This is a genomic window from Streptomyces sp. NPDC127106 (genome assembly GCF_042677605.1).
GTDB lineage: Bacteria > Actinomycetota > Actinomycetes > Streptomycetales > Streptomycetaceae > Streptomyces.
Genome location: NZ_JBHXTC010000031.1, coordinates 32,043 through 48,724, shown reverse-complemented (window position 1 = coordinate 48,724; position 16,682 = coordinate 32,043). Strand labels below are relative to the sequence as shown.

At 72.3% G+C, this 16,682-nt stretch carries 28 protein-coding genes; all 28 read left to right on the top strand.

What is annotated here, in order from left to right:
- The first annotated feature begins 140 nt into the window (after positions 1 to 140).
- Positions 141 to 1,040 (top strand): hypothetical protein, encoded by a 900-nt coding sequence (locus ACFVGY_RS24080; protein WP_385680620.1) that lies wholly within the window; start codon positions 141 to 143, stop codon positions 1,038 to 1,040.
- A gap of 139 nt (positions 1,041 to 1,179) precedes the next feature.
- On the top strand, positions 1,180 to 2,037 hold the full coding sequence (locus ACFVGY_RS24075) for a DUF4097 family beta strand repeat-containing protein (protein WP_385680618.1): 858 nt from the start codon (positions 1,180 to 1,182) through the stop codon (positions 2,035 to 2,037).
- A gap of 196 nt (positions 2,038 to 2,233) precedes the next feature.
- The gene (locus ACFVGY_RS24070; protein ID WP_385680616.1) at positions 2,234 to 2,833 is read left to right on the top strand and encodes a hypothetical protein; all 600 of its coding nucleotides are present in this window, start codon (positions 2,234 to 2,236) and stop codon (positions 2,831 to 2,833) included.
- Positions 2,834 to 2,955: 122 nt separating this feature from the next.
- Positions 2,956 to 3,183, top strand: coding sequence for a hypothetical protein (locus tag ACFVGY_RS24065; RefSeq protein ID WP_365195471.1), 228 nt, complete (start codon positions 2,956 to 2,958; stop codon positions 3,181 to 3,183).
- A 100-nt stretch (positions 3,184 to 3,283) separates the two neighbouring features.
- The gene (locus tag ACFVGY_RS24060) at positions 3,284 to 3,934 is read left to right on the top strand and encodes a hypothetical protein (protein ID WP_385680614.1); all 651 of its coding nucleotides are present in this window, start codon (positions 3,284 to 3,286) and stop codon (positions 3,932 to 3,934) included.
- Positions 3,935 to 4,044: 110 nt separating this feature from the next.
- Entirely contained in the window at positions 4,045 to 4,575 is a 531-nt protein-coding gene (locus tag ACFVGY_RS24055; protein ID WP_385680612.1) for a hypothetical protein, read from the top strand.
- 19 nt (positions 4,576 to 4,594) lie between these two features.
- Entirely contained in the window at positions 4,595 to 5,209 is a 615-nt protein-coding gene (locus ACFVGY_RS24050) for a DUF6919 domain-containing protein (protein ID WP_385680610.1), read from the top strand.
- A gap of 86 nt (positions 5,210 to 5,295) precedes the next feature.
- The gene (locus tag ACFVGY_RS24045; protein WP_385680609.1) at positions 5,296 to 5,757 is read left to right on the top strand and encodes a hypothetical protein; all 462 of its coding nucleotides are present in this window, start codon (positions 5,296 to 5,298) and stop codon (positions 5,755 to 5,757) included.
- 2 nt (positions 5,758 to 5,759) lie between these two features.
- The gene (locus ACFVGY_RS24040; RefSeq protein WP_385680607.1) at positions 5,760 to 6,026 is read left to right on the top strand and encodes a hypothetical protein; all 267 of its coding nucleotides are present in this window, start codon (positions 5,760 to 5,762) and stop codon (positions 6,024 to 6,026) included.
- A gap of 87 nt (positions 6,027 to 6,113) precedes the next feature.
- The gene (locus ACFVGY_RS24035) at positions 6,114 to 6,395 is read left to right on the top strand and encodes a hypothetical protein (RefSeq protein ID WP_385680606.1); all 282 of its coding nucleotides are present in this window, start codon (positions 6,114 to 6,116) and stop codon (positions 6,393 to 6,395) included.
- Positions 6,392 to 6,874, top strand: a complete 483-nt coding sequence (locus tag ACFVGY_RS24030; RefSeq protein ID WP_385680604.1) for a hypothetical protein — start codon at positions 6,392 to 6,394, stop codon at positions 6,872 to 6,874. Before ACFVGY_RS24035 ends, ACFVGY_RS24030 begins: the two co-directional genes overlap by 4 nt.
- Positions 6,871 to 7,146 (top strand): WhiB family transcriptional regulator, encoded by a 276-nt coding sequence (locus ACFVGY_RS24025; protein WP_385680603.1) that lies wholly within the window; start codon positions 6,871 to 6,873, stop codon positions 7,144 to 7,146. The genes ACFVGY_RS24030 and ACFVGY_RS24025 overlap by 4 nt, the downstream gene beginning before the upstream one ends.
- 134 nt (positions 7,147 to 7,280) lie before the next feature.
- Positions 7,281 to 8,405 carry a DNA polymerase III subunit beta gene (gene dnaN / locus ACFVGY_RS24020; RefSeq protein ID WP_385680601.1) on the top strand — a complete coding sequence of 375 codons (1,125 nt, stop codon included), beginning with the start codon at positions 7,281 to 7,283 and terminating at the stop codon, positions 8,403 to 8,405.
- A 101-nt stretch (positions 8,406 to 8,506) separates the two neighbouring features.
- On the top strand, positions 8,507 to 8,701 hold the full coding sequence (locus ACFVGY_RS24015; protein ID WP_385680599.1) for a hypothetical protein: 195 nt from the start codon (positions 8,507 to 8,509) through the stop codon (positions 8,699 to 8,701).
- On the top strand, positions 8,698 to 9,249 hold the full coding sequence (locus ACFVGY_RS24010) for a hypothetical protein (protein WP_385680597.1): 552 nt from the start codon (positions 8,698 to 8,700) through the stop codon (positions 9,247 to 9,249). The genes ACFVGY_RS24015 and ACFVGY_RS24010 overlap by 4 nt, the downstream gene beginning before the upstream one ends.
- A complete protein-coding gene (locus tag ACFVGY_RS24005; RefSeq protein WP_385680595.1) occupies positions 9,240 to 10,043 on the top strand; it encodes a hypothetical protein in 804 nt (267 codons plus the stop codon). The genes ACFVGY_RS24010 and ACFVGY_RS24005 overlap by 10 nt, the downstream gene beginning before the upstream one ends.
- 148 nt (positions 10,044 to 10,191) lie before the next feature.
- Positions 10,192 to 10,668 carry a Pycsar system effector family protein gene (locus ACFVGY_RS24000; RefSeq protein WP_385680593.1) on the top strand — a complete coding sequence of 159 codons (477 nt, stop codon included), beginning with the start codon at positions 10,192 to 10,194 and terminating at the stop codon, positions 10,666 to 10,668.
- Between the two features lie 15 nt (positions 10,669 to 10,683).
- Entirely contained in the window at positions 10,684 to 10,863 is a 180-nt protein-coding gene (locus tag ACFVGY_RS23995) for a hypothetical protein (protein WP_385680591.1), read from the top strand.
- Positions 10,864 to 10,985: 122 nt separating this feature from the next.
- Positions 10,986 to 11,216, top strand: a complete 231-nt coding sequence (locus ACFVGY_RS23990; protein ID WP_365476237.1) for a hypothetical protein — start codon at positions 10,986 to 10,988, stop codon at positions 11,214 to 11,216.
- Between the two features lie 100 nt (positions 11,217 to 11,316).
- Entirely contained in the window at positions 11,317 to 11,820 is a 504-nt protein-coding gene (locus ACFVGY_RS23985; RefSeq protein ID WP_385680589.1) for a hypothetical protein, read from the top strand.
- Positions 11,817 to 12,134: a hypothetical protein gene (locus ACFVGY_RS23980; RefSeq protein WP_385680587.1), complete on the top strand. Its 318-nt coding sequence runs from the start codon at positions 11,817 to 11,819 to the stop codon at positions 12,132 to 12,134. Before ACFVGY_RS23985 ends, ACFVGY_RS23980 begins: the two co-directional genes overlap by 4 nt.
- Positions 12,131 to 12,823, top strand: coding sequence for a hypothetical protein (locus ACFVGY_RS23975; protein ID WP_385680585.1), 693 nt, complete (start codon positions 12,131 to 12,133; stop codon positions 12,821 to 12,823). The genes ACFVGY_RS23980 and ACFVGY_RS23975 overlap by 4 nt, the downstream gene beginning before the upstream one ends.
- Positions 12,824 to 12,953: 130 nt before the next feature.
- Positions 12,954 to 13,370, top strand: a complete 417-nt coding sequence (locus ACFVGY_RS23970; protein WP_385680583.1) for an NUDIX domain-containing protein — start codon at positions 12,954 to 12,956, stop codon at positions 13,368 to 13,370.
- Between the two features lie 476 nt (positions 13,371 to 13,846).
- Complete coding sequence (locus tag ACFVGY_RS23965; protein WP_385680581.1) at positions 13,847 to 14,419, top strand: hypothetical protein; 573 nt, start codon at positions 13,847 to 13,849, stop codon at positions 14,417 to 14,419.
- Entirely contained in the window at positions 14,416 to 14,769 is a 354-nt protein-coding gene (locus tag ACFVGY_RS23960) for a hypothetical protein (RefSeq protein ID WP_385680579.1), read from the top strand. The genes ACFVGY_RS23965 and ACFVGY_RS23960 overlap by 4 nt, the downstream gene beginning before the upstream one ends.
- A 58-nt stretch (positions 14,770 to 14,827) precedes the next feature.
- Positions 14,828 to 15,205: an HIT family protein gene (locus ACFVGY_RS23955; RefSeq protein ID WP_385680577.1), complete on the top strand. Its 378-nt coding sequence runs from the start codon at positions 14,828 to 14,830 to the stop codon at positions 15,203 to 15,205.
- A gap of 17 nt (positions 15,206 to 15,222) precedes the next feature.
- Positions 15,223 to 15,690: a nucleoside 2-deoxyribosyltransferase domain-containing protein gene (locus ACFVGY_RS23950; protein WP_385680677.1), complete on the top strand. Its 468-nt coding sequence runs from the start codon at positions 15,223 to 15,225 to the stop codon at positions 15,688 to 15,690.
- 39 nt (positions 15,691 to 15,729) lie between these two features.
- The gene (locus tag ACFVGY_RS23945) at positions 15,730 to 16,626 is read left to right on the top strand and encodes an NUDIX domain-containing protein (RefSeq protein WP_385680575.1); all 897 of its coding nucleotides are present in this window, start codon (positions 15,730 to 15,732) and stop codon (positions 16,624 to 16,626) included.
- Positions 16,627 to 16,682: the final 56 nt, after the last annotated feature.

Here is a 16,682-nt window from a genome sequence, read left to right as displayed (position 1 = left end):
AACAGGGACGGAACACCGCACGAGACCGGTGGCACTGTTCCCCTCCCGGCCCCTGTTCCCGCCGTGTTCCGGCCCCCTGACCTGCACGTTCCTCCGCGTTCCCGGCTGTTCCCCGCCCGAAAGATCCCCAGGAGTCCGTAATGATCGACCCGACCCGTACCCACGACCCTGACGCCGGCTACTACCGCATCACCGCCGAGCGCCGCTTCAACTACCTCCAGCTCGACCCCGACCACACCATCCGCGTCGTCTGGCAGGCCCTGCCCGTCACCTGCCCGATGTGCGGCGCCGACACCGGCCTGACCCTCGTCATGGAGCGCGCCGCGCAGCCCGTGGTCGAGGTGCTCTGCCCGGCCCGGCACGAGTGGTCGGAACACCTCATCGACCCCGGCCACTTCAAGGCCTGGGCCGACATGCGCTGGACCACCCCGAACTGGGACCTGTACTGGATCCTTGAGGCCGGCTTCGGCGAGGAGCCGCCCCCGCCCATCGACCTGGTCGAGGAGATCCCCAAAGCCGCGCGGATCGTCACCAAGACCCTCGTCCGCGAGGCGAAGAAGCGCGTGCGCCGCCAGGTCCGCCGCCGGGTCCGCACGGCGAAGAAGAAGGCGCTCAACGTCGCCTACTCCCCGGTCGCGGCCCTGATCCGCACCGCCTGGGCGGTACAGGCCGGCATCCCCCAGGAGGCGCCCGACCCGGCCGAGGGGAAGGGCGAGGCGGTCCCGGCGCCGAAGATCCCGTCCTTCGCCAAGTACCGCGCCGCGTACGGCATGTCCGCCCCGGCCAAGGGGCCGGCGTGTCTGGTCTGCGAGGACAAGGGGCGGATCATCGCCCCGGGCCTGGACATCACGTGCACCGAGTGCGAGGGCCCGGCCGCCGCTGCCCTGGCCGCGGCCGAGCGCAAGGCCGCCCGGGCCCGCGCCGGCGGCCGCTCCACCGCCGGCTCGAAGGCGGGGCCCCGCGGCGAGGAGGCGGCCGTCGGCGTCGGACGGCCGCCCGGCAAGTCCTCCTCCGGCGGTGTGACCAGCGCCGACGCGTAGGCGGGGGGAGAGCCCGCAAAACCCTGAATGTATTCTCTTGAAATGCATTCACTGAAGATGCATACTGGGGTCATGCAAGGCCCCCGGGGCGGCAAGCCCCGGACATCTACACCCGCACCCTCCGATCAAGGAGTTCGCCTTGACCACCTCGAAGACCTTCACCGCCACCGCCGCCGGCGCCCTGTGGGCCGACATCATCAGCCACCTGGGCACGGTCAACGTCACCATCGACCCGAAGCTGACCAACGCGGTCGTCACGGTGAGCACGGGCGACGACGAGGGGCCGATCGCCGACGCGGTACGCGGCACCACGATGAAGGAGAGCACCCACCAGGCCCTGAACTGCCTCACCATCCGCGTGCCCGAGGTCGAGGGCAACACGATGACGATGGGCAACTCCACCTTCAGCTTCGGCGGCAACAGCATGGTCGTCGGCCAGAACATCGGTGTCATCCGCGGTTCGGTGACCGGCATGATCGTCAACGGCGGCGACATCACCATCGGTGGCCGCAAGGTCGTCTCCGGCGGCCGCGTCGTCGCTCCGGAGGGCACCGTCGTCTCCGGCGGCGGCATGGGCACCATCGCCGTCGACCTGAAGCTGCCCAGCGAGATGTCCTCGGTCCGGATGGAGACCACATCCGCAGACCTCACGGTCGACGGCGACCTCCAGGTCCTGGACTTCCACTCGCTCTCCGGCGACGTCGAGGCCCGGGGTGTGCACACGCTGCGCGGCAACACCACCAGCGGAGACTTCCAGGTGGACCGCGTGGACGCCCGACTCGACGTCAACTCCATCTCCGGTGACATCGAGATCGGCGCCTACAACGGCTCGGAGTTCCGCTTCAACACCGTCTCCGGCGACGCCCGCGTCACCGCGACCCCCGCCGCCACCGGCTCGATCGACGCGAACACGGTCTCCGGCGACATCACCACGCGCGGCACCAGCCACCTGCACGAGCGCGTCCGCACCGTCTCCGGCAAGCACCGCAGCCGGTGACTTCGCCCCGGGGCGGCCGCCTCCTGGCTACCAACCTTCACCGGCCGCCCCGGGCCTTCCACCCCGCTCCAGCAGGAGCAGAGGGACAGACACATAGTCCCTCACCCACCGTCCCGCGCAGCCGCCAGGTCTCCAACTCAGGTGGCCGCGGCGGGACCTCCACCCGCCCGGCACCACCCGCCGAAGGAGCCCCACCGTGACCCACGTCCTGGTCCACCCCGTCGAGACCGCCCGCCCGAAGTCCCTGGAGAACCGCCCGGTCCGGGCCGCACGCGCCCGGCGCGCCGGCGTCAAGGCCCTGTCCGCCGTCATCCGGTTCGACGGCATCGTGATCGTGGCCGGCACCGGCATCCTCGGCCTCAACGCGATCATCAACAACGAGGGCCCGCTCGCGAACCTCAGCGCCCCGGGAGCCGTCCTCGCCGCGCTCGCCCTCATCGGCGCCCTCTACGTCATCGACGCCGCCGCCAACGAGCTCATCGACTGGATCAACCCGGACCGCTGGGACGGCGACAGCGCCTACGCCCTGGCCGAGGAGCTCGGCCTGATCCGCGACGACATCGACTCCGGCGCCAACCCTGAGGAGATCCAGCACAGCCTGAACACCAGCGGACTGCTGGAGACGGCCGTCACCCTCACGCGCAGGCTCGCCGTGGCCTTCGCCGAGCAGGGCCAGGAGGACCAGGCCCAGCGCCTGTTCGCGTCCACCCTCCACCTGCGCAAGGCCGACCAGGTCCTCGGGCACGGCCAGGCCGCCGACGAGACGCCCGGCGACGCCCGCGAGGATCTGCAGTAGAGGCGCCCCGGGGACGGTGGCCAGGTCGCCAAACTCAGCCCGCCGTCCCCGGGTCTCCCAACCAGCTCCAACCGGAGCAGGAGGGCCGGACCCATCGTCCCTCACGACCGCGAGGAGCCCAAATGACACCCCGCCCCGACACTGAACCCACCACCGCCGAGGACATCCAGGCCGCCGTACGGATCGCCCAGACCGCCCGCGACAACGCCGTACTCGCCGCCGAGACGGAGTTCTGGCAGCGGATGGGCGAGCTCAGCAAGAGCTACCACGGCGCCCAGCAGGACGTCGCCGACGCCATGGGCCGCAAGCGCGACTACGTCTACAAGAACGTGCGCAAGTACACCACCTGATCCACCGCCTCCGGGGCCGGCCGCCAGGTCGCCAACACTCAGCCGGCCGCCCCCGGAGCTCCCCAGCCACCCGTCCCGCAGCAGGCAGGAAGGCTTCGCCATGCCCGCATCCACCGCACCCGCCACCTTCGGCACCCAGGCTCCCGACGCGAGCACCCGCCTCCTGGCCGACGAGGTCGAAGCCTGGCTCAAGAGGATCACCCCGGCCGCGGCGGCCACGCCCGCGGCGCCCAAGGCCGCGTTCGACATCCCGGCCCTGGTGGCCGCCGGCCTCGCCGAGGTCGAGCGCAGCGAACGGGCCACCGCCGCCGCCCAGGCCGCTGCCCGGCCCTCCCTGCTCGACCGGATCACCCGCCGCCACCAGCGGCCGGCCACCCGGGCCAGCGTCCACATCCGGCGCGCCGCGGCCGCGCTGGCCACCGCCGGCTGGTGCCGCGGAGAACTGCGCGACGCCACCGGCCGGCACTGCATCCTCGGCGCCCTCATGGCCGCCCCGGCCGACGCAGACACCGCCGGCCGCTCCCACATCTACATCCGCTCCGCGATGACCGAACCGGCCGTGTACGCCGAGCCGACGCCCGCCTACCGCGCCCGCCTGGAGGCGCAGTGGCGCAGCGAAGGCCGCGACCCGCGAGCCCTGAGCCGTCAGTTCGACATCGCCGTGCACAACAACATCGCCGCCCCGACCGTCGGCGCCGTCCTCGACCTCCTCCAGCGGGCCGCGGACCTCGCCGAGCGCGCCGGGGACTGACGGCAGGTGAGGGAACCCACTAGACGAAGTGATGAATCGTAGTTATAGTTTTCTTGTGGGGGTCGGGTTGCTCTCCTCACCCCCCGAACTCTCCCCTGAAGGGAATCGTCATGCTGCGCATCTCCACCAAGCACTTCCTCTTCGGAGGCGGCCGCCTCAGCAACTACGCCAAGGCCATCGCCCCCGACGCCGAGAAGATCGTCCGCGACAAGTTCGGCGCCTTGCCGGCCGTCCACCTGGTCCTCAACGGCGACACCAGCCGAATGGACCACCTGGTGAACACCGCCGAGGCCCAGCTCCTCACCGGCATCAACCCCACGCAGGTCAACGCCGTCAGCCGCCCCGACCGCCACTCCCGCAGCGCGTTCGGCCAGACGACCCTCGACCGCGACGGCGTGCTGATCGTCCTTCAGATCCCCAACATGCGCCACGAGCGCGACGTCCGCGAAACCCTCGTGCACGAGCTCGTCCACGCCCACCAGCTCGGCGACCGCTCTGCCCGCGGACTCCACCTCAAGTACCTGGGGCACGTCTGGGGCCGGCAGCCCATGAAGCCCAACACCCTCACCGCCTACGAGCTGCTGATCGAGCAGCGCGAGGTCGAGGCCTACGGCGCCGAAAACCTGGCCGACCAGCTCTGATCCCGACAGGAGGACCGCCATGAAGATCCGACTTCCCTGGCCGAGTCGCGCGGACCGTCGCCTCTGGCGAGCCGCCACCACCTTCTCCGACCTCGGCGAGCTGACCGCCCGCTGGCTCGAAGGCGACATCCGCTCCTGCGCCGGGAACATGCCGAACTACGGGCCGGACGAGGAGACCCTTCCCCTCATCGGCCGCCTAGCCGCCGCCAACCGGGCCGGATTCCTCACCGACGACTCCCAGCCCGGCCACGACGCCGCCGACTACGCCGGCAACCTCTGGGAGCAGCGCGCCGCCGTCACCGGATTCGTCGCCGACCCCCAGATCCTCACCCGCCTCGTCGACTTCGCCGAGCAGGCCGGCCTCGACCTGCTCGTCCGGTTCCAGGGCGACGACTTCCACCCCGGCATGGTCGTCTCCCGCGTCAACGGCCTGGACTACACCCGGTACGGCCGGACCCTCACCCGGAACGAGCTCCGGCACTCCTGGCACAGCCGCCTCGTCGGCGACACCGCCTTCGACACACTCGCCCGCGCCGCCCAGCTCACCATCGCCGACACCACCTTCGAGCCCGGCGACTTCCTCTGGACCGTCCTCGAAGAAGCCCTGCACCAGCCGAGCACGGCCAGCCGCTGACGGCCCCCCGCGGCGCCCGGCCCCACCTTCCGAGGACCGGGCGCCGCCGAGGACCGGACAGCCCGGCCCGCCACAAGGGAGAACCGATGACCTCCACCACCGTCCCCGACCCCGCCACCGTGCTTGCCGACATCCGCCGCCGCGTCACCGTCGGCACGCTGCCGCTCACCGCTCCGACGCTCCAGATCCTCGGCGCCACCATGGTGCTCGAAGCGCGCCTGGCCGCCGCCGAGGCCCTTTTCCCCGGCATCACCCACATCACCGACGACAAGCCGGCCACCCTCGCCGTCTACACCGTCACCCGCCACGGCCTCTCCCTCGGCACCTACGCCACCCGGGAGGCGGCCCGGGCCAAGGGCGAGGCCGCCCTGAAGCGCTGCCCCCTCCCGGAGGGCGTCCACACCACCTGGGCACCGGACAACGGCGACGAGCACGCCCCCGAGGACCTGATGACCTTCGGCCCCGGCCCGGACGACGAGTCCGTCACCAGCATCCGGATCACCGTGCAGACCGTCCTCGTCGACTACGACCCGGAAGCCGAGGGCTGACGATGCACCAGGTCATGTGGGAGGTCGACGTTCCGATAGAGCGCGTCGGCACCGGCGAGCGGGGAGTCCACGTCTTCACGGGCCTGGCCGAGAGCGGCCGCGACGCCCGAAAGGCCGCGCAGCGCGCCTGGGAGACGGCCCTCCTCCACACCCTGGCCGGCCGGGACGTCCCCGCCGCCGCCCACCGCACCGACTGGTCCGCCCGCGGACTGCGCCCCGGCTGGGACCTGCGCTGGGACCAGGCCACGCACAGGGGCATCGACCGCTAGCTCCGCCCCGGGACGGCCGTCAAGGCCTGAGAAACCGCCGGCCGCCCCGGGCCCCTCACCCGCCAAGACGAGAGAGAGACCACCATCATGCACGCCACCCGATGCAAGCAGCACCACACCTCCACCACCCGCCGGCTCAGCACCGCCGGCCGCATCCTGAAGTCCCTGGCCAAGGCCAACCCCCTGCTCGCCGACCGCGCGTTCGTCTGCGGCCGCTGCGCCGTCGCCTGGCAGGGCGACGAGGCCGACTGCTGGAGCTGCGGCCTCCCCGCGACCTTCGGCTCCCACCACCACGGCTCCGCCCTCCACCACCTCCTCGCCCCCACCAAGATCGCCCGCACCCTGGCCCCGACGGGAGCGGCGTCGTGACCGGCCTCCTCTCCCTGACCTGGCGGATCGGCACCCAGGCCTTCAGCGACCACATGACCGCCCGCGTCAACGAACTCGTCGAGGCCGGCACCGAGTACGCCGAGGCATGCGCCAAGGTCACCGATGCCGCCGACGCCGGCGAGGCCTGGGCCATCGCCGCCACCCGTCAGACCTGGGTCCGCCGGCACGACGTCAACCCCGACGAGATGCCGGTGCGCAGCCTGTACGTCCTGGAGCGCACCGCCACCCACGTCGTCGTCGCGTACATCGACCTCGACCAGGCCGCCGACGACGCCGACGACGGTGACCGCGCCAACCTCCAGCCGAAGTGGATCGCCCAGAACGACCACTCCCAGGGCGTCGAGTACCCCTTCGAACTCCTGGAGATGTCCTTCGAACTCGCGGACTGGGAGCCCTTCGAGCACCTGCTGCCCACCGCCGCCGTCCCGGCCGCCGGCACCACGGGGGTGGGGGAGTGACCACCACCGAACTCGCCCCCTGGCCGCAGCTGACCGGCGACGAGCCGTGCAAGGCGCCCGGGGCCGACCCCGAGGACTGGACCGGGACGCCGAAGCAGCGCAGGAACGGCCAGGAGGCCTGCCTCAGCAAGTGCCCCGAGGCCGTCCGCGCGCAGTGCCTGGCCTGGGCCCTGGACCACCCGACCTGGGCCGGATCCGCGATCTGGGCCGGCACCACCTACAGCGACCGCCGCCGCCTGCGCACCGAGCGCCGCGACGCCGCCGCGGCCTGACAGCCACCACCCTGCTCGCCCGCCCGTCCGGTACGGCCTCTTCTCTTACCGGACGGGCGGCCCCGACCCCACCGCACCCCGGGCGCACCCCGGCCCCGGCCGGAAGTCGCCCGCACGCTCGGAAGGGAGCACCGATGAAGATCCGCACGGACCTCGCCCCGCTCGCGGCCGCCGTCACCGACGCCGCCCGGGCCCTGCCCGCCCGGCCCCCCGTCCCCGTCCTCGCCGCGATCCGGCTGGAGGCCACCGCCGGCACCCTGGCCGTCGCCGCCTTCGACTACGAGACCAGCGCCCAGGCCACCGTGGACGCCGAGGTCACCACCCCCGGCACCGTTCTGGTCTCCGGCCGCCTCCTCGCCGACATCACCCGCACGGTCAAGGGCACCCACCCGGTCGACCTCGAACTCGACGGCACCCGCCTGGTCCTGACCTCCGGCCGCACCCGCTACACCCTGCACACCCTCCCGCTGGAGGAGTACCCCACCCTGCCCCGGCCCGCGGCCGCCAGCGGCACCGTGGCCGGGCCCGTGCTCGCCGAGGCCATCCACCAGGTCGCCACCGCCGCCGGCCGCGACGACGCCCTGCCGATCCTGACCGGCATCCAGGCCGAGATCACCGACGACACGATCACCTTCGCCGCCACCGACCGCTACCGCTTCGCACTCCGCCCCATCCCCTGGACCCCCGCCAAGGCCACCGGCACCACCACCCAGGCCACCATCCCGGCCAAGTCCCTCGCCGAAGCCGCCAAGATCCTCGCCACCGACGACCAGGTCCACCTCACCCTCCCCGCCTCCCACGGCGTCCTCGGCCTGGCCGGCCGCACGCGCACCCTTACCCTGCGCGCCATGGACGGCCAGCTCCCCGACCACAAGGCCCTGTGGCCCACCGACTTCACCGCCACCGCCGACCTCGACGCCGCCGAGCTCGCCGACGCCGTCAAGCGCATGGCCCTCGTCGCCGAACGCGGGCACCCCGTCAAACTCCACCTCACCGACGGCGCCCTGGCCCTGAGCGCCGGCACCGCCGACGACGCCTCCGCCCGCGACCAGGTCACCGCCACCACCGACCTGCTCACCGGTGCCCCCGTCACCATCGCCTTCAACCCGGGCTACCTCCTCGACGGCATCACCGCCCTGAAGACGGACCGGATCCGCCTCCAGATCGTCAACCCGGTCAAGCCGGCGCTCCTGGTCCCCACCGACCCGGGCACCGCCGCGCTGCGCTACCTGATCATGCCGATCCGCCAGTCCGGCTGACCCGCCCCGGGGTGGCCGCCATCCCGGCCGGCTGCCCCGGCCCGCGGCGCCGGCCGCCCGGCCACACACCGCCAGCACATCAACCACGCAAGGAGAAACGGATGTTCACCGCCGGTGCCGAGGTAGAGATCATTGAGTGCGCGGACGACCCCCGGGCCAAGGGGAAGAAGGGGAGGATCGTCGACGAGGTCGCGCCCGGGCCGCTCACCGGAGGGCGGTGGACGGTGAACAGGATCAGCTGCTTCATCGGCCCCGTGCTGTGCCACACGGACGAGCTGCGGGCGACGGGCCGATGACCTTCGTGGACGCCGCCCGGCAGTGGATCCACTCCCTGGTGCTGTCCCTGCTCTGGGGCGGAGGCGCCGTGGCCCTGGTCTGCATGGTCTGCGCAGCGCCCCGCTTCCTTGCCGCGGGCATCTACGTGCCCCGTCTGCGGCCCAGCCGAACGGCTCCGGATTCCCGCCCCGCCGTCGTGCGCTGGCAGGTGATCCAGCGAGACCACGACCGCATCAGGGACGAGTACGGTCGGCTCCGCATCGACCCGTTCCGCGGCGACGAGCTCGCCGTCCTCGACGACCTGACGGTCCCCGAAGCCGTCGCCCTCGTCCAGGCGCTCGCCGCTGCCGGCGACGCCGCCGAGACCAGCGACCCCCCGACGTACGAGAAGGCCGTGCTGCACCTGGCCAAGGCCTGGCGCCAGGCTCAGGCACGAGCCGCGAAGACCGAACCTCAGCCGTTTCCGGACCGATCCCCTGAACTCCGGGCGCGTACCACGGAGTCCGGCGTCCCGTCCGCCCGGCGCCGGCCGCGCCCGCCCTTCCCGAAGGAGCAGAAATGCCGATGAACCCCGAGCACCGCAACAGCGACCTCCAGGCCGCCGGCCTCATCGCCGCCGCCGCGCCCTCCACGTCCGAGCAGCTGCTCAACCCGTCCGACACCTCCACCGACCGGCCCACGGTCGTCACCCTCTGCGGCTCCACCCGCTTCTGGCGCGAGCTGGCCGAGGCCAACTTCCGCGAGACGGTCGCTGGCCACGCCGTCCTGGCCCCCGGCTGCGACATGAAGAAGGCCCATCCGCTGTGGGAGGAGCCCGCGGCCGCCGAGGAGCTCAAGGCTGCGCTCGACGCGCTGCACCGCTGGAAGATCCGGGCCTGCGACGAGGTCCTGGTCGTCAACGTCGGTGGCTACGTCGGTGACTCCACGCGGGCAGAGATCACCTACGCCCACTTGCTCGGGCGGCCCGTCCGCTACACCGACCCGGTCGGCCACGCCGTCATCCTCGACCGGCCCGGCCTGGACCCGGTGCGGATCGGCCCGTACGAGCACGAGGGCCGCGCCGAGGAGATCGCCGCCGGCCTGCGCGGGCAGCTGCACCACACCTCGCACGTGAAGGGCACCGTCATCACGACCGGCGCCTTCCGCCCCGACCTCGACCACCTCGACCCGCAGGTCCCTAGGGACCCGTATGCGCTGGCCGAAGCCATGGACAACGACCCCGACGGTGACGGCACCGGCCACAACTTCCCCGACCTCTACGCCCGCCTGTGCGCCCAGGAGCCGACCGCGTACGCGAGCGACCTCTGGAAGAGGGCCTGCTGGGCGTACGACTACATGCACGCCGACCCCACCGACGCGTAGGCCCCGCGCCGCCTGCCCTCCTGCCGGGCAGGCAGCGTACAGATACGGCAACTTTCAGTTGGCCAAGCTTGGGTTGACATGCCAACTCAAACTTGGCATTCTTGAGGTGTGGGCAACGGCCCGCACCGACGAGCGGAGGCATCGAACCATGGAGCTGACCCAGCAGTTACCGCAGGCCGCCCCCACCGAGGCGCGCCTGGCCCAGGCCCGCACCGAGGTGATCGCCGAGATGGGCAGGACCGACGCCAAGGCGTCCGCGCTCCTGACCGTCCTCAGCCTCCCCCTCGCCGTCCTGATCGCCACGGTCCCCGGCCACAACCTCCCGGTCGCCGCCACCGTCGCCGCCGGGATCGGCTCGGCCGCCCTGGCCGCCGCGATGCTCCTGGTCCTGCTGATCGTCCGCCCCCGCCTCGGAGGCGACGTCAGCGGCTCATACCTCCACTGGGCGACCTGCACGCCCCAGGAAGCCGCCGCCGACATCGCCTCCGACCGCAGCGCCGAACGGATCGTGGTCCTCTCCAAGATCGCCGCGAGGAAGTTCCGCGCACTCCGGCTCGCCATCGACATCACCGCCGGTGCCGTCGCCCTGCTGGTCCTCGCCGGGATCATCGCCCTCGCCGCCTGACCGAAGGAGACGTTCATGCTCACCGAGATGATCCGCCAGGCCCTCACCCGCCTGACCACCCCGATGAAGACCGCGACGTTCAAGTGCCACAAGTGCGGGCTCTCGATGAAGATCACCGACTACCCCGACCGCATCGGACCCATCCTCGACATCGCCCTCACGCACGCCTGCAAGCCCCGGCCCAAGGCGCTCTGACCCCCGGGGCGGGCGGCACACCGGCTACCAACCAAGCCGCCCGCCCCGGGCCAGCCCAACCCGCTCTCAACCGGAGCAGGGGGCAGCTACATCGTCCCTCAACCGTCACGGAGCTGATCACCATGACCCCCACCAGACCCGACACCCCCGAATCCACCGCCGCCAAGGCCCGCCTCGACAAGGCCGCCGAGGCCCGCGACAAGGCCATCGAGACCGCCCACCGCGCCTACTGGGCCGCGGTCAAGGCCGAGATGGACGCCAAGAACCTGACCCAGAAAGCCGTTGCCGACCACCTCGACTTCAGCCGCGAGCACGTCCGCAACCAGGTCAACCGCTACACCGCCGACCAGTAGGCCGGCGCCGCAGGTCCCGGGGACGGCCGCAGCATCGGCCAAGAGGTACGGCCGCCCCCGGGGCTCCCCGTCCAGAGCAGAACCGAGGAGAACACTCATCATGAACCACCGCGCCTCGACCTTCGCCGCCGCCTACGCCTTACTGCGCGCCGCGGCAGATCACGCCGACCACTGGGGCCAGTCCGATTTCGACTCCCAGGCGAAGGGCGCCACCGACGCCGCACCGGTGAAGTACAAGCACGAGGACGGCAGGGTCACCGTCGTCGGCACGGACGGCGGCCGCCGGGCCTGCCTCCACCACGTCGTGCAGTACACCGCCACCCAGGGCCTGGTCCTCGTCGCCGGCACCCGCGCCCTCGGGATCCGCCTGCACCCGGCCGCCCTGGCCGCCGCCCTCGCGGTCTCCGGCGCCACACACTTCGCCGCCGACCGCCGGGTGCCCCAGGGCCTGCTCCAGCGGCTCGCCGAGGCCACCGGCAAGAAGAACTTCTTCAACCTGGCCGACTTCGGCATGAACGGCCGGTACTGCCTCGACCAGAGCTGGCACCACTCCTGGGAAACGCTGGCCGCTCTGCTCGTCACGGTGAAGGCGTCACGCCGGTGAGCGCCGACATCGCCACCGCCGTCGCCGCCATCCGCCTCGGCCTGCACTCGCTGCGCGAGAACGCGCTCGGCGACACCGCCGACCACGAGGACCAGGCCGCCGTCCTCCAGGCCCTCTACAACGACCGCGACCAGTCCCGCAGCGTGCTCGGGATGATCTCCGACCTGCTGACCGACATCGGCGTCCGGATCGAGGACCAGGGCGGAGAGGACATCACCGAGGCCATCGACGAAGCGGCCGCGTACGTCCACGACTCCGCCGGCCAGCGCCTGGAGCGCGCCCGCGCGGCCCTCATCGCGCTGGGGGCGTCGTGAGCGTTACCGGCCACGAGGACCGCCTGCCCGCCGCGTGCGAGGCCTGGGCCGACCGGCCCCACCTGGCCGGCCTGCGGCACGGCCACTTCCACCAGGCGCCCGAGCTCGCCGCCCGCATCAAGGCCGCCCCGGCGGAGGACGACATCCGCTTCCGCGGCGAGCACCTGAGCGTCCACGCCATCGACGGCGTCGCGTACGCGGTGCTCTGGGAGGAGTGGTTCAGCCCGGCCGCCTCCACCTGGGTCCAGCACACCTCCGCGGCCGCCGCCCGCAACTGGACCCACCAGCTCGCCGCGTACTGGCTGCGCGACGAGGCGGGATCCTCCCACGGCGGCGGCACCCTGCAGAGCTGGGACGGCGGAACCTGGGCCGCCGAACGCGACCTGACCGCCGGCCGCTGGCACCTGGCCATCGGCTTCCAGCCCGGCGTCACCTACACCAGCACCGAGACCCAAGACCGCGCTGCCGGCTGGGCGTTCCTCACCGAGAGCCTGACCGCCGCCGGCTTCCCGCCGGACACCTGGCCCGCCGCGATGCGGCAGATCCTCCACCATGACCTCCCCGACCCCGACCCCGCCTCGGAGCCGACGGCCCCCGCGCCCGCAACTCCGCCCGGGCCGGACACCTGGCGCACCCTGCTGTGTCGACTCCTGGCCCGGATCCTGGCCGGCCTCGGCCGCGCCCGGTAGTTCCAGTACCCCCCAAGCGCCACACGCCGGCCGGGCGCCCGCCCGGCCCAGGAGCAAGCCGTCCTCCCGGCCGGGCGCCGCCTTCGGCCCCGTCCGCCTGGCGCCCGCCCACCTCAACGGAAAGGCCAACATGCCCGAGACCGAACCCATCCACACCGGCCACGTGGTGGCCCTGACCCTCGAAGGAGATGTCCTGCTCGTCGAGGACAGCCGGCCGCCCTTCGAAGGGGCCTGGGCACTCCCGGGGGGCCATGTCGGCGCCAAGGAAGCGCCGTTCGTGGCCGCCGCCCGCGAACTGGCCGAGAAGACCGGCGTCCAGGTCTCCGTCGGCAGCCTCCACCAGATCGGCGTCTGGGACCGGGACGGCCGCGACCCGCGCGGCGCGTACGTGACCTTCGCGTACATGGTCATCGTCCCCGACGGCACCAAGGCCGTGGCCGGGGACGACGCCCGCACCGTCCGCTGGTGGCCGGTGAAGAGCCTGCCGGCGAACCTGGCCTTCGACCACGCCGACATCATCTGTGCGGCCGTGACGCCGAACTCCTGAGGCAGGCCGGCACCCGGGTACCGCACGCCGGGCCGGACGCGCATCACCGCTGCGGCCACCCCGGTTGAACCCCCGACGCCCCCGACCGCATCGCCGCTGTGCCTTCCAGCGGTAGGTGTCACCGGCGATGTGCCGCGACCTGGGGTTCGTCCACGGAGTTCCAGCGCTTCTTGTCACCGGATTCACGGGGCAGTTGTCACCACAGGGCTGTTCTCGGCGGAACTGTCACCGGCGCCAGGCCGCTGACCACGGCATCTCCGGACCTGCATCCGAGCGTGGGCGCGGCGGTGACAAGAATCGCTGGAAGGTGACCCCTATCGCTGGAAGTCACAGCCGCAGGTCCGGGGGCGTCGGCGCGCCACAAGCCTGGAAATGCCAATGATGAGTTGGCCAACTGGAAGTTGACACGCCAACTTTGAGTTGGCATCCTTGAGACGTCGGGCCGACCTGGCCCGTCCATCAGGAAGGAAGAACGCATGGACCAGTGGGCCCTCATCTCCATCGCCGTGCTGATCGGCGCTCTGGCCGGAGCCACGCTCGCCCGCCGGAACCGGCCCGAGCCGCCCCACACCGTCTACCGCCCGGCCGCCCCGCAGCCCGCCAAGACCCCGACCGTCCAGTGCATCGGGGTCAGCCTCGACGAGATGAAGACCTTCGAGCGCGTGCTGTTACACGCCGACGAGTGCAAGCGCCGCGCCCGCCCGTACGAGAGCAACGGCACCTACACCACCGAGCTGATCGGCCGCCTGTACGAGAGCGCCGGCGTCGCCTCCATCACCCAGCCCGACCCCGCCCGCGTCCGGATCCCCATCCAGAAGAACGACTTCAACTGGCTGAGCTACGCGATCCGCGACATCGACACCCACCGAGGAAGTGCCGAGACCGCCCGCGAAGGCCGCCTGCTGCTCAACCGCTTCCACGCCCTGCTCGGACAGGCCCGCGCCGTCGTCTTCCTGGGCGGCACCCCGGCCTTCCACCCCGACGCTCCGTCCGCAGCGCCCGGCACCCCGCAGCTCAGCACCGCCCACCACACCGAGGAGTCGAAGTGACCGAAGTGACCAAGGCCCCGAAGCACCTCGCCACGATCACCGGCATCGAGACCCCGGCCCGAACCAGCCTGACCAGCGACGGGGGAGACCTCGCCGACCTCGCCCCGGCCGCAGCCGCGGCGCTCCGGCTGCTCGCCGACGCCATCATCCGCGGCAGCGCCCACCAGGACGACATCGTCCAGGCCCTCCAGGACGCAGGCGTCCACGAGGCCTTCGCCGACGTCCTGGCGGCCGCCTCCAACGCCGTGATGGACGAGACCGACGACCCGTACGACATCGACTACAGCCTCCCCGCCGACAACCTCAGCAGCGCGGCCAGCCAGGTCCGCGACATCTTCCGCTGGATCTGACCCGCCACCCCGCACGAGCCCCGGTCACCCCCACGCCATCCACCAGGAGAGGCCCACCGTGAAGAGCTGCATCTTCTGCTCCATTGCCGCCGGCCAGGCGCCGGCCGTCATCGTCCGGGAATGGCTCGACGCCCTCGCCATCCGCCCCCGCACCGGGGGAGTGACCGACGGCCACGTCATGGTCCTGCCGCGCGTCCACGTCGCCGACGCCGGCACCGACCCGGAGGTGACCGCCTCGGTGATGCGCCGGGCCGCCGAGCTGATGGCCGAGCTCCCCGCCGCCAACCTCATCACCTCGAAGGGCACCGAGGCGACCCAGTCCGTCTTCCACCTCCACGTCCACGTCGTGCCCCGCCAGGAGGGCGACAACCTGCCCCTGCCCTGGACCCCGCAGCACGCCGCCCGCGCCGCCGCGCAGAACGGAGCCTCCTCGTGACCGGCATCAACCTCGTCATGGCCCGTGAGCCCATCCCCGCCGGCCCGTCCGTCTTCCTCGCCGGCCCCACCCCGGACAAGAGCGCACCCGTCCCGTCCTGGCGGCCCGACGCCGCCGAAGCCCTGGCCGCCCAGTGGACCGGCGCCCAGCCGCTGACCGTCCTGAGCCCCGAGTCCCGGCACGGCCAGCGCGCCGACCGCTACGAGACCCAAGTCGACTGGGAGACCGACGCCCGAGCCGCGGCGACGGCGATCCTCTTCTGGATCCCCCGCGACCTCAAGAGCATGCCGGCCATGACCACCAACGTGGAGTTCGGGTTGGACGTGTCGACGGGTCGGGCGGTGCTGGGCTGCCCGCCCGACTGCCCCAACCCCGAGAGGAACAGGTACCTGATCTACGTGGCCCGCCGCCACGGCGTGCCGGTGTGCACCACCTTGAGCGCCACGGCCACCGCCGCGCTCGCTCTCGTCCCCGGCAACCACTGACCCCGCCGCACCGGCCGGTCACCACGGAAGGAACCCCTGATGGAACGTGTCTACCTCAACAACCGCAGCGGTGAGCGCCGCATCCACGTCGAGATCGACGAGGCGGAGATCGCCGAACTGCTCGCCGAACTCGGTGAACCGACGACCCCCGCCCTGCGCCAGCTCGCCGAGATCCTGGACGCCGCACACCGACGCTTCGGCCACGGCGAACGTGAGCGCGCCGCCACCGAGACCGTCCCCGCCGGACTCCGCAGCTGGGACGTGCCCTGGCCGGACTACACGCCCACGGACATCACGCCGCCCGAGCTGCTGCCCGAGGCCCTGGCCCAGGACGTGCCCGGATGGGCCGAAGGAGCCCCCACGCCGGCCGACGTGACCGACTGGGACGTCCGACAGGCCACCGCGCTGGTGCCCTTCGAACGGGACACGCGAGGCTGGCCCCTGCACCCGATGGGCCGCACCGGCCGGACCGGCCGGAACTTGGGCAAGTGGGGGGAGAACTCGGCGGCGGACCCGATCGTCGTCGCGGGCACCGGCCAGGACCGCCGGGTCCTGCTGATCACCCGGGACGACATCCACGTCGAGGCGATCCCCGGCGGCATGGTCGATCCGGGCGAAACCGCCCCGGCGACCCTGGTCCGTGAGCTGCGCGAGGAGACCGGCGTCGACCTGGCCGGCCACCAGCCGTTCATCCTCGGCCGGAACCTGGTCGACGACTGGCGAGCCTCGGACCACGCCTGGGTCGCCTCCACCAGCGCGATCTACCAGCTGCCCACCACGGTGACCGCCATCGCCGCCGATGACGCCGAAGACGCCAACTGGTGGCCCTTCGGCTCCCTCGACCAGCTCGAAGCGGAGATCGCGGCCGCCGGACGGACCCTCTACGCCGCGCACCGGCCGCTTCTGCAGCGCGCCCTCGACCACCTCAACCGGTAACCGGCGGCCGAGCACAAGGCCCAGGAGCACGAGAGACCGTCGGCCCGGCCCCGGCC

Coding starts and splice junctions, on each gene's coding strand:
- ACFVGY_RS24080 (WP_385680620.1), top strand. CDS start 141: ATGATCGACCCGACCCGTACCCACGACCCTGACGCCGGCTACTACCGC.
- ACFVGY_RS24065 (WP_365195471.1), top strand. CDS start 2,956: ATGACACCCCGCCCCGACACTGAACCCACCACCGCCGAGGACATCCAG.
- ACFVGY_RS24060 (WP_385680614.1), top strand. CDS start 3,284: ATGCCCGCATCCACCGCACCCGCCACCTTCGGCACCCAGGCTCCCGAC.
- ACFVGY_RS24055 (WP_385680612.1), top strand. CDS start 4,045: ATGCTGCGCATCTCCACCAAGCACTTCCTCTTCGGAGGCGGCCGCCTC.
- ACFVGY_RS24050 (WP_385680610.1), top strand. CDS start 4,595: ATGAAGATCCGACTTCCCTGGCCGAGTCGCGCGGACCGTCGCCTCTGG.
- ACFVGY_RS24045 (WP_385680609.1), top strand. CDS start 5,296: ATGACCTCCACCACCGTCCCCGACCCCGCCACCGTGCTTGCCGACATC.
- ACFVGY_RS24040 (WP_385680607.1), top strand. CDS start 5,760: ATGCACCAGGTCATGTGGGAGGTCGACGTTCCGATAGAGCGCGTCGGC.
- ACFVGY_RS24035 (WP_385680606.1), top strand. CDS start 6,114: ATGCACGCCACCCGATGCAAGCAGCACCACACCTCCACCACCCGCCGG.
- dnaN (WP_385680601.1), top strand. CDS start 7,281: ATGAAGATCCGCACGGACCTCGCCCCGCTCGCGGCCGCCGTCACCGAC.
- ACFVGY_RS24015 (WP_385680599.1), top strand. CDS start 8,507: ATGTTCACCGCCGGTGCCGAGGTAGAGATCATTGAGTGCGCGGACGAC.
- ACFVGY_RS24010 (WP_385680597.1), top strand. CDS start 8,698: ATGACCTTCGTGGACGCCGCCCGGCAGTGGATCCACTCCCTGGTGCTG.
- ACFVGY_RS24005 (WP_385680595.1), top strand. CDS start 9,240: ATGCCGATGAACCCCGAGCACCGCAACAGCGACCTCCAGGCCGCCGGC.
- ACFVGY_RS24000 (WP_385680593.1), top strand. CDS start 10,192: ATGGAGCTGACCCAGCAGTTACCGCAGGCCGCCCCCACCGAGGCGCGC.
- ACFVGY_RS23995 (WP_385680591.1), top strand. CDS start 10,684: ATGCTCACCGAGATGATCCGCCAGGCCCTCACCCGCCTGACCACCCCG.
- ACFVGY_RS23990 (WP_365476237.1), top strand. CDS start 10,986: ATGACCCCCACCAGACCCGACACCCCCGAATCCACCGCCGCCAAGGCC.
- ACFVGY_RS23985 (WP_385680589.1), top strand. CDS start 11,317: ATGAACCACCGCGCCTCGACCTTCGCCGCCGCCTACGCCTTACTGCGC.
- ACFVGY_RS23970 (WP_385680583.1), top strand. CDS start 12,954: ATGCCCGAGACCGAACCCATCCACACCGGCCACGTGGTGGCCCTGACC.
- ACFVGY_RS23965 (WP_385680581.1), top strand. CDS start 13,847: ATGGACCAGTGGGCCCTCATCTCCATCGCCGTGCTGATCGGCGCTCTG.
- ACFVGY_RS23950 (WP_385680677.1), top strand. CDS start 15,223: ATGGCCCGTGAGCCCATCCCCGCCGGCCCGTCCGTCTTCCTCGCCGGC.
- ACFVGY_RS23945 (WP_385680575.1), top strand. CDS start 15,730: ATGGAACGTGTCTACCTCAACAACCGCAGCGGTGAGCGCCGCATCCAC.